13 protein-coding genes are annotated in these 15312 nt (G+C 71.9%); 7 read left to right on the top strand and 6 right to left on the bottom strand.

Translation table 11 applies throughout. From position 1 onward, the window contains the following. The first annotated feature begins 77 nt into the window (after positions 1–77). Positions 78–485, top strand: coding sequence for a helix-turn-helix domain-containing protein (locus IEY89_RS22690; RefSeq protein ID WP_189149308.1), 408 nt, complete (start codon positions 78–80; stop codon positions 483–485). Between the two features lie 38 nt (positions 486–523). Here IEY89_RS22690 and IEY89_RS22685 read toward each other — a convergent pair whose 3' ends face one another. The 3 genes from IEY89_RS22685 to IEY89_RS22675 form a co-directional block, all read right to left on the bottom strand. Beyond that, positions 524–1126 carry a ClpP family protease gene (locus IEY89_RS22685; RefSeq protein ID WP_189149307.1) on the bottom strand — a complete coding sequence of 201 codons (603 nt, stop codon included), beginning with the start codon at positions 1124–1126 and terminating at the stop codon, positions 524–526. Position 1127: 1 nt separating this feature from the next. Next, on the bottom strand, positions 1128–1784 hold the full coding sequence (locus tag IEY89_RS22680; protein WP_189149306.1) for an ATP-dependent Clp protease proteolytic subunit: 657 nt from the start codon (positions 1782–1784) through the stop codon (positions 1128–1130). Between the two features lie 178 nt (positions 1785–1962). Further along, entirely contained in the window at positions 1963–4662 is a 2700-nt protein-coding gene (locus IEY89_RS22675; protein WP_189149305.1) for a carbohydrate-binding protein, read from the bottom strand. Between the two features lie 202 nt (positions 4663–4864). On the opposite strand from IEY89_RS22675, the gene IEY89_RS22670 reads away from it, so the two are divergent. Then, entirely contained in the window at positions 4865–5890 is a 1026-nt protein-coding gene (locus IEY89_RS22670; RefSeq protein ID WP_189149304.1) for a LacI family DNA-binding transcriptional regulator, read from the top strand. An 81-nt stretch (positions 5891–5971) separates the two neighbouring features. Here IEY89_RS22670 and IEY89_RS22665 read toward each other — a convergent pair whose 3' ends face one another. The 3 genes from IEY89_RS22665 to IEY89_RS22655 are packed head-to-tail and all read right to left on the bottom strand — an operon-like array spanning position 5972 to position 11595. Next, complete coding sequence (locus IEY89_RS22665; protein ID WP_189149303.1) at positions 5972–8923, bottom strand: CHAT domain-containing protein; 2952 nt, start codon at positions 8921–8923, stop codon at positions 5972–5974. 3 nt (positions 8924–8926) lie between these two features. Beyond that, positions 8927–10222: a hypothetical protein gene (locus tag IEY89_RS22660; RefSeq protein ID WP_189149302.1), complete on the bottom strand. Its 1296-nt coding sequence runs from the start codon at positions 10220–10222 to the stop codon at positions 8927–8929. After that, on the bottom strand, positions 10222–11595 hold the full coding sequence (locus IEY89_RS22655) for a hypothetical protein (RefSeq protein WP_189149301.1): 1374 nt from the start codon (positions 11593–11595) through the stop codon (positions 10222–10224). The genes IEY89_RS22660 and IEY89_RS22655 overlap by 1 nt, the downstream gene beginning before the upstream one ends. A 128-nt stretch (positions 11596–11723) precedes the next feature. Between IEY89_RS22655 and IEY89_RS22650 the strand changes: the two genes are divergently transcribed. The 5 genes from IEY89_RS22650 to IEY89_RS22630 all read left to right on the top strand — a co-directional run bounded on the left by IEY89_RS22650 (position 11724) and on the right by IEY89_RS22630 (position 15218). Further along, positions 11724–12146, top strand: coding sequence for a hypothetical protein (locus IEY89_RS22650; RefSeq protein WP_189149300.1), 423 nt, complete (start codon positions 11724–11726; stop codon positions 12144–12146). A 39-nt stretch (positions 12147–12185) separates the two neighbouring features. After that, positions 12186–12647, top strand: a complete 462-nt coding sequence (locus tag IEY89_RS22645; protein ID WP_189149299.1) for a hypothetical protein — start codon at positions 12186–12188, stop codon at positions 12645–12647. Further along, positions 12648–13502, top strand: a complete 855-nt coding sequence (locus tag IEY89_RS22640) for a DUF3592 domain-containing protein (RefSeq protein WP_229695369.1) — start codon at positions 12648–12650, stop codon at positions 13500–13502. It begins immediately after the preceding gene. A gap of 154 nt (positions 13503–13656) precedes the next feature. Next, a complete protein-coding gene (locus tag IEY89_RS22635; RefSeq protein WP_189149364.1) occupies positions 13657–14064 on the top strand; it encodes a YciI family protein in 408 nt (135 codons plus the stop codon). 8 nt (positions 14065–14072) lie between these two features. Beyond that, positions 14073–15218 (top strand): RNA polymerase sigma factor, encoded by a 1146-nt coding sequence (locus tag IEY89_RS22630; RefSeq protein WP_189149363.1) that lies wholly within the window; start codon positions 14073–14075, stop codon positions 15216–15218. The last annotated feature ends 94 nt before the right edge of the window (positions 15219–15312 follow it).

The raw sequence follows: 15312 nt of genomic DNA, 5'->3' as shown, positions 1-15312 counted from the left end.
CGCCCCGCCGTGGTGATTCCCCCCAGGGCAGAATGCCGACGCCTTCCCTCAGAAGCGATCGCTTCTAGGCTGAGGGAGTGAGCAATCAAGCGCCGAACCAGGCCCGCGTGATCCCGCTGCGTCCGAAGACCGTGCCGGCACCGGCTCCCGCCGCCCCGGTGCCCCCGGCGCGGCCCGCGCCCAGGGAACCGCTCTTCCGCGACCTGGTTGGCGACGTCCTGCGCCGTGAGCGGCTCGCCCAGGAACGCACCCTCAAGGACGTCGCCGACGCGGCCAGGATCTCCATGCCGTACCTGTCGGAGCTGGAGAGGGGCCGCAAGGAAGCCTCCTCGGAGGTCCTCGCGGCAGCCGCCGGGGCCCTCGGCCTGGGTCTGGGAGACCTGCTGTCCCTGGCCCAGAGCGAGCTGACACGGCACACCCGGAGCAGTACCCGAGCACGTACGACGACCTCGGCGCCGTACAACGGGCTCTGCCTGGCCGCCTGACAGGTCGGCTCGCGCCCGTCGTACTCTGCGCGCCTCCGTCAGACGCCGGCGAGGCGTCGGCTCACCACCTCGTCGGCCAGGCCGTACGCCACCGCCTCCGCGGCCGTGAACACCTTGTCGCGGTCCATGTCCGCGCGCAGTGTCGTCACGTCGTGGCGCGTGTGCCGGGAGAGCACCTCCTCGACCTGCGCGCGGATGCGGACCATCTCCCTGGCCTGGACGGCGAGGTCGGACACCGTGCCCCGGTGACCGCTGCTCGCCGGCTGGCCCAGCAGCACCCGCGCGTGTTCGAGGACGAACCGACGCCCGGGATCGCCTCCGGCCAGCAGCACCGCAGCCGTCGAGGCGGCCTGCCCGACACAGAACGTCGAGATCGGCGCCTGTACGTAGGTCATGGTGTCGTAGATCGCCATGAGCGAAGTGAACGAGCCGCCGGGCGAGTTGATGTAGATCGCGATCTCCTGCTCCGGTGACGACGACTCCAGATGCAGGAGTTGCGCGATCACGACGTTGGCGACGCCGTCGTCGATCTCGGTGCCGAGAAAGATGATCCGCTCGGACAGCAGCCGACTGAACACGTCGTACGACCGCTCGCCCTGCGGAGTCCGCTCGACGACGTTCGGAATCGTGTACGTCCCCATGTCAGAGCCCCATCCGTCGTCGTGAGGCGGCAGGGCGTACGTCGGCCAGCGAGCCGACCACCCGGTCCACCATGCCGTACTCCCTGGCCTGTTCGGCCGTGAACCAGCGGTCGCGGTCGCCGTCCCGTGAGATGGTCTCCTCACTCTGACCGGTGTGCTGGGCGGTGATCCGCTCGACGGCCCCCTTCGTGAACTCCAGGTTCTCCGCCTGGATCTCGATGTCGGCGGTGGTCCCGCCGATGCCTGCCGACGGCTGGTGCATCATGATCCGCGCGTTCGGCAGCGCGTACCGCTTGCCGGGTGCGCCCACGCTGAGCAGGAACTGGCCCATGCTGGCCGCGAATCCCATGGCGAGCGTGGACACGTCGTTGGGGATCAGCTGCATGGTGTCGTAGATGGCGAGGCCCGCCGTCACCGAGCCGCCGGGGCTGTTGATGTACAGACCGATGTCGGTGCGCGGGTCCTCCGCCGACAGCAGGAGCAACTGGACGCAGATCCGGTTCGCCGAGACCTCGTCGACCTGCGTACCGAGGAACACGATGCGCTGGGCGAGCAGTTGGGCGGCGAGATGGTCGTCGAACCGGGAGGGAGGGGTGTCGCCCTCCTCGGCCCGGGGCAGCGGCGCCGGCCAGGGACCGGCGGTGGTGAGTGGGGACATCGGGGCTCCTCGTCGAGTCGTCGATCGTGGGTCGTGGGTCGTGGTCGCGGATTTCGTGCGGCGGATGTCTCCGCGCTTCCCACTCTCGGCCCGACTCGACGCAGGCGGCCGGTTTCTCGGCCCGCAGCAGATTCGCTGACGGCAGAGGGCCCGGGCCGAGGAGGCCCGGGCCGGGCCGTCAGGCGGGCCGCCTCTCCGCGAGGGGCGTGACGGCGACGCGGTCGATGACCGGCGCGTACGGGGATCGCTGGTCGTACTCGTTGTAGGTGTCGCCGTTGAAGTCGGGCAGCTCCTCGGCGGTGAAGGCGAGCCGGTTGGTGCCCTTCTTCAGCGTGAGGGGGACGGTCAGTTCCCAGAAGTTGTTGAAGTGGAAGGTCGTCGGGAACAGCACCCGGCGGGCCGGTCCGCCGTTGACCGAGAGATCGGCGTGCCGGGCGATCGGGTCGGGGTTGTAGTGCGTGGCAGGCGCTTGTTCGGCGTTGGAGTAACGGATGGTCACGGCATGCCGACCGGCCCTGTCGGCGACCACGTCGAGGGCGAGAGCGTTGGCCCTGCCGTCGCCGATGTCGGTCACCGCCTTGCCGCCGGAGGCGAAGGTGTAGGCGTCGCTCACCTTGGCGGCGCCGGTCAGCCGGCCGTCCTCCGCCTGGTAGACCCTGGTCGTCAGGGTGCCGCTGGACGGGGTGACCCGCAGCCGGTCGAGGACCAGCGTTCGTGAGGCGCCGGTGACGGTGATCTTGTTGATGCCGCCGGACAGGAACACCCGCATCCGGTCGGTGCCCTTCTTGTCACCCCCGAGCTTGGGTACGTCGAGTTTCTCGCCGTTGAGGGAGAGACTCGCTCTGCCGCCGCCCAAGTGGTCGACGTACACGGTCGATTCGCCGTCGGTGGGGGAGTGGACCCAGAAGGTCGCCGAGTCGTCCTTGGCCAGCGGTACCGTGCCGGGGCCCGAGGCGCCGGGGCGGGTGTAGGTGGGCAGTGTTCCGGCGAGGGTGGCGTACTCGGCCTCGTAGACCGCCGGTGCGGTCACCCGCGCGTCCCGCAGTGACAGGTCGACCTTGTCGATGATGGCGTCGCCCTTGGTGATGCCCAGGTCGGGGTCCTTGGCGGCGAGTGTGATGCGGTGCTTGCCTGCGGTGAGCCGCACCGTGGTGTCGGTGTGGCCCCACACCACCCACTTGTACCCGAGCGGCAGCCTGAGCTCCTGCGGATCGGCGCCGTCGACACGCAGGAAGACGTTGGTGGGCCCCTGCTCCTTCACCAGGTCGTACAGGTTGTAGGAGTTGGCGAACACACTCAGGTCGTACGTGCCGTCCTGCGGGACGTCCACGTCGAAGCCGAGGACCCCGTCGGAACCGGAGCGCAGGCCGCCGACGTTGTAGGTACCGGACGTGGCGAACCCGCCGACGTTGGAGGGCGTGCCCTCGGGGCCGTTCTTCGAGTAACCACCGCCCGTGTAGGTGGCGTTCTCCGCCTCGTACGTCCTGCGCCAGGTCACCGACGGCTCGGCCGGCTCCGCGCCGTGGCCGCCGGGGGAGAGGATGACCTGGTAGGCGGACATCTCGTTCATGCCGGTCATGGGCAGGGTGACGGTGCCGTCCGCGCCGACCGCCAGCTCCCGGTCGGCCAGTCGCAGGGGCTGGGCGGAGTCGCCGACCTGGCCGGTCCAGGGGATCTCCTGCACGGTGGCGTGCACGGCCTCGCCGAACAGTTCGGGGTCGATGTTCCGGAAGACGACGTCGGCGTCCCCGTTCTTGCCGCCGAAGATCGTCCGCGACTGCCTCTTGTCCTCGTCGAGCGTGGCGACGCCCTGGAGGGTGTACTGCTGGTTGGGATGCGGGGCGGTCACCTCGACCGTGTGGCCGGACATCTGCCCGTAGGCGTTGAACAGCCACCACTGGCCGTTGCCCTTGTTGGCCTCGACCGCCGAGTCGTTGAGGTTGCCGTCGATGTTCCAGTAGGCGAGGTCCGCGTCGATCTTCGACTCCTCGATCGCGGAGACCCACTGGACGACCTGACCGGGCACGGAGAGGTGGTAGTTGTGGCCGTACTCGTTCACGTTGACCGGCAGCGGGCCGACGCCGACGTCCTTCTCCATCTGCCGGTACTTCGCCACGTTGGTGCGGACCGCGGCGGGCGACGACAGCTCGTGCCAGGTCATCACGTCCGGCACGACGTCATTGGCCTTGGCGTACCGCAGGAAGCCCTTGACCTGGTCGTAGAGGACGCTGGTGTTGGGTCCCGCGATGCGGGCGTCCGGGTCGAGGCCCTTGATGAGGTGGTAGACCTCCTTCCAGGCCGAGAAGTAGTGCTGCGGGTCGTTCAGCCAGGAGACCTTGTCGTAGCTCCACTCGCCAGTGCCGAACATGTTCCCTTCGGGCTCGTTGAAGGGGACGTAGACGACGTGGTCCTTGTACGCGTCGTCCAGGGTCAGGACCTGCTGGACCTGCTTCCTGATCTTCTCCTTGAAGTCGGCGAGCCGCGCCGGACCGTCCGCCCCCGGCCACTGGTAGGGGAAGCCGCGGTAGATGTCGGTCATGTAGACGTAGACGTCCTTGCCGCCCGAGTCCACGAACGGCGGCAGCATCTCCAGGGCGTCCGCTCCCGGATGCTGGGGCCCGTCCTGTGCCTTCGTCGAGACCGTGCGGACGTGCATGCCCTCAAGGACGTTGCGGCTGGGCACGCCGTCGCCGTAGACGCCGTACAGCGAGCCGGAAGCGCCTCCGTGGAAGGCGCCGGTGTCGGTGGCGAGATCGATGGTGAGCTGTTCGGGTTCCGCCGCGCGGGCCGTGGCGCCGGTGGCGGGTACGGCGAGCAGGGCGGCGAGGGCGGTGACGGCGGTGGCGCCGGCGGTGGTTCTGCTGCGGGTGCGTCGCACTGGGGCTCCGTTGGGTGTTCCGTCAGAGATGTCGAACCGGTTCGAAGAACGCGTGCCGGAAGCTAGCACCGCCGAAAAGCGGTGAGCAATACCTTCGACGCGGACTGGGCGAGAGGGATGTGGAGTTCTGTGCCGGTCATTGACATCGGTCGCCGCCACTCCTAACTTGCCTTGATGCGAACCGGTTCGACGAAGGAGTGGCGTGAACATCGGTGAGATCGCCAAGCGGGCCGGTGTCTCGCGAAGCACCGTGTCCTACGCGCTGAGCGGCAAGCGCTCCGTGTCGGAGGAGACCCGGCGCAGGATCCAGCAGGTGATCGACGAGCTGGGCTATCGGCCCAACGCCAGCGCACGCGCCCTGGCCAACGGCCGGACCAGCACCATCGGTCTGGTCTTCCCGCCGGCCGGGAACCACTACACCGGTATGCAGCTCGACTTCATCGGCAGTGTGGTGGAGGCCGCGGCGGCGTACGACTACGACGTGCTGCTGTCCCCGAGCGGTGTGGACAGCGACCGCTCGTTCCAGCGGCTGCTGGGTGAGCGCCGGGTCGACGGCGCGATCCTGATGGAGATCAGGCTCCAGGACGACCGGGTCGACCACCTGGGCGAGGAGAACTTCCCCGCCGTCTGCATCGGCCGCACGGCCCGCTCGGACCGGGACTGGTGGGTCGGTCTCGACCACACCGCGCTGGCGGCGGCCTGCGTCAACCATCTCGCCGACCTGGGACACCGCCGGATCGCTCTCGTGAACCGGCCCGAGCACCTGCTGCGGGCCGGCTACGAGTCGGCGCACCGCGGCCTCGACGGCTTCACCAAGGCCGCGGCCGAGCGCGGGCTCACCGTACGGACGTACTGCTGCGGTGACGACGCCCCCTCCGGGCAGGAGTGCCTGGAGCGGATCCTCCACGAGGACCCGGACACCACGGCGCTGGTCACCCTGAACGAGGCGGCGCTCGGCGGCCTCTACCGGGGCCTGGCCGTGGCAGGCCGGCACGTGCCGCGCGACTTCTCCCTCACCGGGGTCGTGGCGGGCCGCTGGGCGGAGACCGTGACCCCACAGCTCACGGCGGCGGACGTGCCGGCCGAGGAGTTGGGCCGGCTCGCCGTCGAACTGCTCGTCGAGCGGCTCGACCACCCCGACGCGGTGCCACGCCACCACCTCCTCGCACCGCCGATCTCCCTGCGCGCCAGCACGGGGCCCGCCCCGGCACCCGCGGTCAACCGCTGAAACTCCGTCCCGTCACGCCTTCGCGGCCGTCGTGCGTCGAGTCCTTCGGCAGGGCGAGGCTTCCGGCCGGCGGTGACGTGGTCAAACGGTGATGGAGGTGAGGGCCGCCCACAGCAGGGGCGAATGCTCGATCCGGCCGCCGGCCCGCCACAGGTCGAGACGCTCACGCTGCCAGCGTCCGAGACGGCCCACAGGGTCGGGGTGTTCGTGGGCGGTGTCGACGGCGATGATCGCTTCCGTCAGCGGGCGCACCGACCCGGACAGGCCGGCCACCTGGTGGAAGGCGAAGCTGGTCGGCAGCACCCAGCGGGTGGCGGTGACGAGTTCGGCACCGTTGTGGATCATCGCGGTCGCGAGGCCGAACGACTCGGCGAAGCGGAGGTCGCCGCCGCTCTCGCACCCGACGAGGGCGACACGCGGCGGTGCGGGCCACAGCCGGGCCCCCGGCTCGCCGTCCGCATGCAGGGGCAGTGTGCCCAGCAGGAGGTCCTTGGCCGACAACGGGCGATGACCGCGGACCGGTTCGGCCAGGCCGGCGGTTCCCGTACCGCAGCACAGGTGGAGCGTGCCGTCCTCGCTCTGCCCGCCCTCGACCGGCGCACCGCTCACATGCCCGACGTACAGGAGCCTGCGGGCGCCCTTGCGGAGCACGCCGCTCAGCCAGTCCCGGTCCAGGTCCGTGCGGCGGAAGGCCTCCGCCGGGGTGGCGACGGACGGCGCGACGGCCCCCGCGTCGAGACGCCTCTGCACGAAGGACAGCAACTCCGGGTCGGATCCGGGCGGTCCCAGGACGGAACCGAGCGGGGAGTCGGCCCGGAATCCGGGGATCCGGGGGTCGAGGACGAGAACGACCGGGCCGGCGTGCGCATCGGGGTCCCGGTCCGGCACCGGGCGTGCGGCGTCGGCCCGGCGTCGCGACGACATCGGCGTGGTGGTCACCACGTCCGCCAGTTCGATGAGCCGCTCGTCGGTGGCGGCGTCGACGGCGAGCAGTTCCCAGGGGACCTGGGCGACCCGCGGCGAGGGCTGGATCCGGACCAGCGGACGGCCCGACCGCTCCGACACCTGGCGTATCTGCGCCGTCAGCCCCTCGGGCCACAGTGCCTCGGCCAGCGTCCGCGCGAGCCGGTGCTCGGCCCCCTGATCCGCCATCGCTCCCGATTCGAACGCGCGTCGCACTCCCGCCGCTCCCTCGCCCGTCCCCGGCAGCGCGGCGGACAACTCCCGCACCGCCCGGTCGACTTCCTCGGCGGGACCCTGGCCGGTACCGAACCCCCGGGCGCCGCCGGCCCACGTCCAGGTCATGAACAGGTCGCCGGCGTCGGCCAGTCGGATCTGGACCACCGGGCGGCTGGTCAGGTCGTCGGTGAACCAGAACGGGACCTCCTCGTCGTTCACGATCCGCCGGTGATAGCGGAACTCGGCCCCCGCGATGTACTCCTGGAGCGCCACACGGCCGGGCCCCTGCGCTGTCATCCGTACCCTCGGCGGTGGCGCGACGCGCAGGCCCGCGGAGGCGGCGGCCTCGGCCGCCACCCCGCCGAGGGCCATCGGGCCGTCGGTGTGCGCGTACGTCTTCATGGCCGCACCGGGGAAGACCGACCCGGCACCTTCGGCGGACCCTGGAAGTGAGGCGCGGGGCGCCGCAGGCGGCGTGCGGTCCAGGGCCAGCGGAGCGCCCGCGCTGCGGTGTTCCACCAGTTCGAACAGCAGCCCCTGGTCCTGTCGGCGTACGGCGAGACGGAAGGCCAACTCCATCGCCTCGTCCGCCAGTTGGAGCCACTGATGGCGTGCGCGGGCTGTGGTGAAGTCGAAGCGCGCCGCCTGAAGGGTCAGTGCCGCGGGGAGCGCGAGGGAGAGGGCGTTGTCGAGGGAACGCCTCTCGTGCTCGCCGTGGTCCGTCCGGTTCAGGTTGTCCTCAAGGGCCCTCGCGAGCATGAGGTCGACCTGCGCGCACCGTTCGTACACCTCCCGGGCCTGGTAGATGTCGCGAGCCTCCTGGGCCAGCCGTTTCATCTCTGCGATGTCGCCCTGGTCGTAGGCGAGTTGGGCGCCCAGCAGCATGCTGTCGGCGGCGGCGATCGAGGCGCCGAGTTCCTCGAACCGGGCCAGGCTCGCCGCCATCAGGTCGCCCGCGCCGGCGCTGTCGCCGCGCCGTCCGGCGAGGAAGGCGCGGGCCTGTTCGCAGACCGCCAGGTCCCCGAACCGTCCTTGCTGCTCGAAGAACGCGGACGCCTCGGCGAACAGCCGCTCCGCGACGTCGAGTTCACCCCGGTCCAGCGCCACGTGCGCCCGGTGCGCGAGCATCGAGTGCTGCTCACCGATGTCCCCCAGGGCCAGGAAGCGTTCCTCCGCGCGGGCGAGGTGGTCCTCGGCCTCGTCGAAACGTCCGGTCGAGGAGCAGATGACGCCGAGGGCGGTCAGCAGCCGCGGCACGGTCTCCAGCTCGGTCGCCTCCAGGGTGGACAGCAACGCCGTCGCATGCTCCTCGGCCGCTCCCCACTCGCCGCGCTCCATCAGCAGATGCACCCGGTTCGTGCCGAGTTCGGCGCTGCGCAGCCCCTCCGGATCGTCGAACTCGGGCAGCGTGGCCCCCGCCTCGTCGAGACAGGCCAGTGCCTCGTCCAGGCGCCCCGTCCTGCGCCGCAGATCGGCCCTGGCGAGCAGTGTCTTCAGCAGGACCTCCAGCCACAGCTGTCGGCCGCGCGGCCCCATCGGCACGGACGCGATGCCGTCGAGCAGGACGCGGGAGCGCTCGACGGCATCCTCGGCCCCGGCCAGGTCCGTGGCGGTGAGCCGGACACTCGCGAGGTTCGACAGCAGGTGCGCCCGCAGGAACCGTACGTCGGGCGAGTCCTCGATGGACTCCGCCACGGCGAGCAACTCCTCGTAGACGGCGCACGCGGCCGTGAGATCGGCGGTGAGCTGGTGCTCCTCGGCCAGGGCGAAGCCGCTGTCGAACGGCTCCCCGTACAGCGCCGACACTTCCGCGCCCTCGCCCTGTCCGCCGTGTACTGCCTTGTCGTCCCGCATCCGTCAGTAGTCCTCGTCGGTGGCAGTGGCGGCGGTCTCGGCGAGGAACGGTGCCGAGCAGTTGTCGTGCGGCGGCGTGTCGTACGCCGGAGGACGCCTCGCGACCGCGAGGCGCCGCCGGACCAGGGCGCGAACGGCGTCCCGCCCGGCCCGGACGTCGGCGTCGCCCGGTGCGCCGGGACCCGGGTCGAAGCCGGGCAGGAGGACGCCGACCTCGATACGCGGAGCCGACACTCCGGCCTGCGGATCCGGGGACAGGTCCGAGTGGCCGGTCCACAGGTCGTCGCGCCTGGCGAGGGACACCCGGTGCGGGGCGCCGCCGTTCACGTGGACCTCCGCGACGAGGGGTGTGCCGGTGGCGGGTGCGGCGGGGTCGGCGAGGGCCTCGACCTCGATCCGCCGCCGTGCGCCGAGCGCGCGAGCGGTCCAGGACACCGCGCTCTCGGCGGCGTCGACGAGGCCGGGCGGGTAGCGGCGCCAGTCGTTGATCCCCGAGCCCCGGGCGATCACCCGGCCGCCCGTGACGAGCGGCTCGCCCGCGGCGAGGGCGTAGCCGCCGCGCCGGGCGAACAGGGCGCCGGGGTCGGCCGAGGCGGCGGCCGGACCGCGCCCCTCCAGGGACGAGCGGAGGTGACGCAGCGCCGGTCCGTCCAGGCCCGCGTTGTCCGCGGCGTCGTCGATCAGCCGCAACACGGTCTCCAGCCGGCGAGCCATGTCCACCGAGCCCGCTGTCGCACGCCACCACTGGATCAGCGGGTCGAGGGCGGCCAGGTGCTCCTCGATCAGTTCGGCCGCGCAGTCGTCGGGCTGGTCGCCCTCGTCGTCGAACAGTTGCTGGCAACGGTGCGTGAGCGCGGCCAACTCCAGGCCCAGCAGGCTGGGTTCGAGCACCGGTATCCCGTCCTGGTAGGAGGCGGGCCACCACCGGGCCGCCCAGTGACCGAGGCCGAGCCGGGCGGCGGCGCCCGCGAGTGCCGTCGCCTCCGCGGTCACCCGTACGCCGCCCCGCCCCGCCGCGGAGTCGTGGACGGCGGCGGCGACGCGCTCGCCGTACAGCGCCCACACCCACTGCTGGGCCCGCCCCACGTCATGGACCTCCGCCCACGGCAACCCCGGGGCGTCGAGAACGGGCCAGGTCAGCACGGCGCCCGCGACGTCCAGCACGGCCCGCGTGAAGTCCGGCCCCACGTGGACGACACCGTCGTGCACCTCGATGGGACGGGGACCGGGCCCGGCGGCGATCCGGATCGTGCCGTCCGGGCCGCGTGCCACGTGGACGTCGACGTGTCCCGGCGCCATCACGCGCTCCTCGGTTCGGCCGCCGGGGCGTGGTCCGCGGACAGGGTGCGCAGGGCCGAGCGGACCCGGGCGCGGTGGTCCATCATGACCGAGCGGGCGACCCCGTCGAGGACCGCCCAGGCCGACGCGAGGTCCTCCAGGGGTGCGTCGCGGACGTCGCGTCCGTGCAGCCGCACCCACAGGCGGCGCATGTAGGCGGCCCACGGGGTACGGAGGTCCTGGGCGAGGGCGTCCAGGACGCCGCCGTCCGGGTCGGGGTGGGGAGAGACGGTCAGCCTGCGGGCGCGCAGGACCGACGCCTCCCGTCGCCAGCGGCTGTTGACGGCCCGGTGCGCGGCCGTCCGCCCCGGCGTGCCTTCCCCGGTGCCCAGCGGGTCGAGGCCCGCGGCGAGCCGGCCGCCGAGGACCACGGCGACGCGCAGGCTCTCGTCGTACAGGCCGAGAGGGGCGCAACTGCGGCCGGTCTCCCGTGCGACGAGTTCCGCCACCGGCGCCAGCTCCTCCCGGTGGGCCGACGACTGAAGCACGGTGAACAGCCGCTCGAAGAGCGTCCGGTCCAGCGGCGCGGGCAGCGTGGCCGTCGAGGCGCCCCGGCCGACCTCCGGACGCGGCGGTGTCTGCCGTCCCGTCAGCCCCAGATGCGTGGGCAGGCCGTCGCGGCCCCAGACCCCGCTCGCGTGCGCCCACAAGGCCCGGCCGAACAGCTCTCCGTTACCTGCCTCGATCATGCCGCTGTACGACGGTGAGGTGTGTGCCGGGCCCGGCACACCACAGGCGTCGAGGAGCTCGGCGGCCCGTGCCAGAGCCGCGGTCGCGGCAGCCGCGTCGGCGGGCGGGGGGCGGCTCGCCCAGGCGTCGGCCAGCTCCGCATCGAGCCGTGAGCGCCGGGCGGCGTCGGCCAGATGGTCCTTCAGCGCGTCCACGGTGCGTCCGCCGGGGGCGTGCGCCACCTCCTCGACCAAGGCCCTGGCGATCATGTCGGCGCCGGCCCGGGGCGTCCCGTGTTCGGTGGCCAGCTCGAAGCAGCGCTGGAAGTACAGGTCCTGCGGGTTTCCGGCCACGACGCCCAGCGTCCGGCGGGCCTTCTTGAGCAGCGTGAACCACTGTGCCGTCGCCGTCAGCAGTGCGGCGGACTCCTGGATCAGCCCGGTGAGGAGTGCGGCCTCGGCCGGTGCGAGGAAGTCCGCCGCGAGCTCGGGACGCAGCGCCGGCCTGGCGATCAGCGGCAGCACGATCAGTTTGACCGTCCGGGTCAGTGGCGCCCCGCCGGGGCCGCTCAGCGGTTCGAGCCCCGGGCCGAGGCCGCGCCAGGCGTGGTCGATGACCAGGACACGCGGTCGGCGCTCGCCGGTCGGCTGGCTGGAGGACGGCATGTCAGGAGCGTACGCCGAGGGCAAACGTGCGTACGAACCTGGGATCGGTAGGCGTTCCGGGCCGCCTAGCGTCCACATCGTCAGGCAGAACGACAGCGAGACCGACATCGTCAGAAGGGAAGAACGCCATGGGAATCTTCGGGCGCCGAAAGAGCCGCGAGGAGCGGGCCGCCGAGATCGCGGGCAAGGCGGCGAGCGGCAAGGGTTTCTACGGCCGGACCACGCGCGCCTTCCTCGGCCAGTCGGACTTCGCCAGGGTCCAGCAGTCGATCGGCGCGTACAACTCGGGCCTGGACGTACAGCAGTTGCTCGCCGCGGGGGCGCCGACCATACCCGCCACGGTCGTGTCCATCGTCGACACCGGCAAACTGGTCAACTTCGATCCGGTCGTGGACCTGGTCGTCCAACCGCCGGGCGCCGCCGACCGGTTCACCCTCCAGACCATCGTCTCCAAGCTGCGCATACCCCGCCCCGGCGACCAGGTACTGCTGATCGCCGACCCCGCGCGCCCCGGTGGCTACCTCTACGCCGGGGACGGCGTGACCCCGTGACTCCGAGGGGAAGGGTGCCCGACAAACCGGAGACGTGAGATGGCGGACGACGTCGGCGGCGCCGAGCCGACGCGGGTGGACAGGGTCGGTCCGTCCGGCGCCCTGCTGCTGTACTTCTCCGCCGTGGTGCTGGGCCTGTGCGGGCCGGTCATGATGGCCTGCACCTACTTCGCCGGTCCCGGCCTCCTGCCCGGGGGCGTTCTGGGCACCGTGATCGGCACCCCCCTGGGCCTCGGACTCTGGTTCCACGTCCAGTTCGAGAGGGAGGGCAACCGGCGGCTCGACGCGGTGGGCGTGGTGGCGACGGCGGAGGTCACCAGTCTGGCCGACCGGGACGACGGCGAGTCGGCCGGCCTCACCGTCGGTCTGCGGATCAGCGGACCGGGAGCGCGGACGTTCGAAACGACCTGGAAGCGTTCGTCGCACCCGGCGCTGCGTGTGGATCTTCGGTTGACCGCCGTGGTCGACCCGGCCCGCAACCTGTTCCGTCTGGAGTTCTGAGTGAGCGTGCACGAGGTGTTGGCGCTGTGGTGGGTGGTGCCCACGGGCCTGGCGCTGCTCGGCTACGTGCTCTCCCTGGCCGGACTCACCCCGGCCCAGCGAGCGGTCTGGGTGACGGCACGGATCGTGGAGGTGGAGCAGCCGGCGCACGGCGCCTCCAAGCACCCCGGGATTCCGGTGACGGTCGCGTTCCAGGATCCGGGCAGCGGGCGGGAGTTCGTCCTGCCGAACGCGGGCAAGCACGGCGACGGCATCGACGAGGCCTGGGTGGGCCGTGAGATCCCGGTGCGCTATCCGCGCGGACGGCCGGACCGGTTCCGCGTCGTGCTCGACATGGCAGGAGAGAGGAACGGTCTGGTCTTCCCGAACTGCACGGTCGTCCTGCTTCTCATCGGGCTGGTCATCCACGCGGTCGTCCTGTGGGGCTACCCCTGGGCGCTGATCGGTTTCGGTGCCCTGGTCACCGCCTTCGCGGCGGCGAGCGGTGACCTGCGCGGGGTGCGCAGCCGTGACGAACTGCTGTCCTCGGCCGTCGCCGTCCCGGCGCGTGTCGTGGCCGTCACCAAGGATGTCCACCAGGACGGAGAGGGCGACGAGATCGTCAACCACGCCCCTGTCATCACCTTCACCACCCGCCAGGGCATCGATGTCACCGTCCTGTCCCGCGACGGTGTCCCGCAGCCCGGCCGGTCCCTCGGCCGCGACCTCACCATCCACTACGCGCCCGACGACCCGACCGTCCACACCCTCGACCCGGCGGCCGAGCGCCGTCACCACGAGACGGACATCGGAGTGGTCATCATCCTGCTGGTCGCCGGACTGGCGGCAGTCGTGACCGGCGTGTTCTCCCTGTGACGCCCGGGGCCGGTTGGGTCACCGAGAGGCGGCTGACCAGGCCCGACGCCGAATGTCGGAAAAATTCGGCCGACGATGTCGAGAACCCGTGCCTGGCTCCGTCCCCGTAGTGAAGGCGACCACAATGGGTCGCACCAGCACCGAGGAGACCACGATGGCCAAGTACCTGCTGCTCAAGCACTACCGGGGCGCCCCGACCCCGGCCAATTTCGTCCCCATGGGCCAGTGGACGCCGCAGGAGATCTCGGATCACGTGCAGTACATGAACGACTTCGCCGCCCGGCTCGAGCAGACCGGCGAGTTCGTCGACGCCCAGGCCCTCGCCCCCGAGGGAACCTTCGTCCAGTACGCCGGTGAGGGCCGCCCGCCGGTCACCGACGGCCCGTTCGCCGAGACCAAGGACCTGATCGCCGGCTGGATGGTGATCGACGTCGACAGCTACGAGCGCGCCGTCGAGCTGGCCGGGGAGTTGTCCGCCGCTCCGGGGGCGGGCGGGAAGCCGATCCACGAGTGGCTGGAGCTCCGCCCGTTCCTGGCCGCACCGCCCACCATCACGGAGTGACCTCCGACATGAACGAGGCACTGCTCCGGCGCCTCACGCCGAGTGTGCTCGCCGTCCTCGTCCGCCGCGGGGCCGACTTCGCGGCGGCCGAGGACGCCGTACAGGACGCACTGGTCGAGGCGGTCCGCGTCTGGCCGGCGGACCCGCCACGGGACGCGAAGGGCTGGCTGGTCACCGTGGCCTGGCGCCGGTTCCTCGACGCGACCCGCGCCGACACCGCCCGCCGCCGACGTGAGGACCACGTCGACGAGGAGCCGGCGCCCGGGCCCGTTCCCGGGGCGGACGACACGCTCCAGCTCTACTTCCTGTGCGCCCACCCCTCACTGACAGCCTCGTCCGCGGTCGCGCTCACCCTGCGTGCCGTCGGCGGGCTGACCACCCGGCAGATCGCCCAGGCCTACCTGGTGCCCGAGGCGACCATGGCCCAGCGCATCAGCCGGGCCAAGCGCACCGTCTCCGGCATACGGTTCGACCGTCCCGGCGACATCGCCACCGTCCTGCGCGTCCTCTACCTGGTCTTCAACGAGGGCTACTCCGGCGACGTCGACCTCGCCGCCGAGGCCATCCGGCTCACCCGGCAGCTCGCCGCCCAGGTCGACCACCCCGAGGTGGCGGGGCTCCTCGCCCTCATGCTGCTCCACCACGCCCGCCGCACGGCCCGTACCGCGCCCGACGGCAGCCTGGTTCCGCTGGCCGAGCAGGACCGTGGCCGATGGGACACCGGGTCGATCGCCGAGGGCGTCACCATCCTTCAGGCGGCCCTCGCCCGCGACCGGCTGGGCGAGTTCCAGGCCCAGGCCGCCATCGCCGCCCTCCACGCCGACGCCCGCACCGCCGAGGAGACAGACTGGGTTCAGATCGTCGAGTGGTACGACGAACTCGCACGTCTGACCGACAGTCCCGTCGTCCGCCTCAACCGCGCGGTGGCCGTCGGCGAGGCAGACGGACCGCGCGCGGGTCTGGCGGCACTCGCGCCGCTGGACGACGCACTGCCCCGCCACACCGCCGTGGCGGCGTACCTCCACGAGCGCGACGGTGACCTGACGACAGCGGCACGGCTCTACACCGAGGCGGCCCGAAAGGCCCCGAACCTCGCCGAACGCGACCACCTGACACGCCAGGCCGCCCGGCTCAACGTTCGCCGGAGCCGCTGACGGGGGCGTGCCCTCGCGCGCGTTTCTCCCGGTGGTCGGTGCTTCGGCGGCCATGGAGCGAATCCCGTGGGTCCAGCAGGCTTCGTCCGTGGCG

The sequence above is a fragment of the Streptomyces lacrimifluminis genome, assembly GCF_014646095.1.
GTDB lineage: Bacteria > Actinomycetota > Actinomycetes > Streptomycetales > Streptomycetaceae > Streptomyces > Streptomyces lacrimifluminis.
This window is presented reverse-complemented; position numbering and strand designations above follow the sequence as displayed.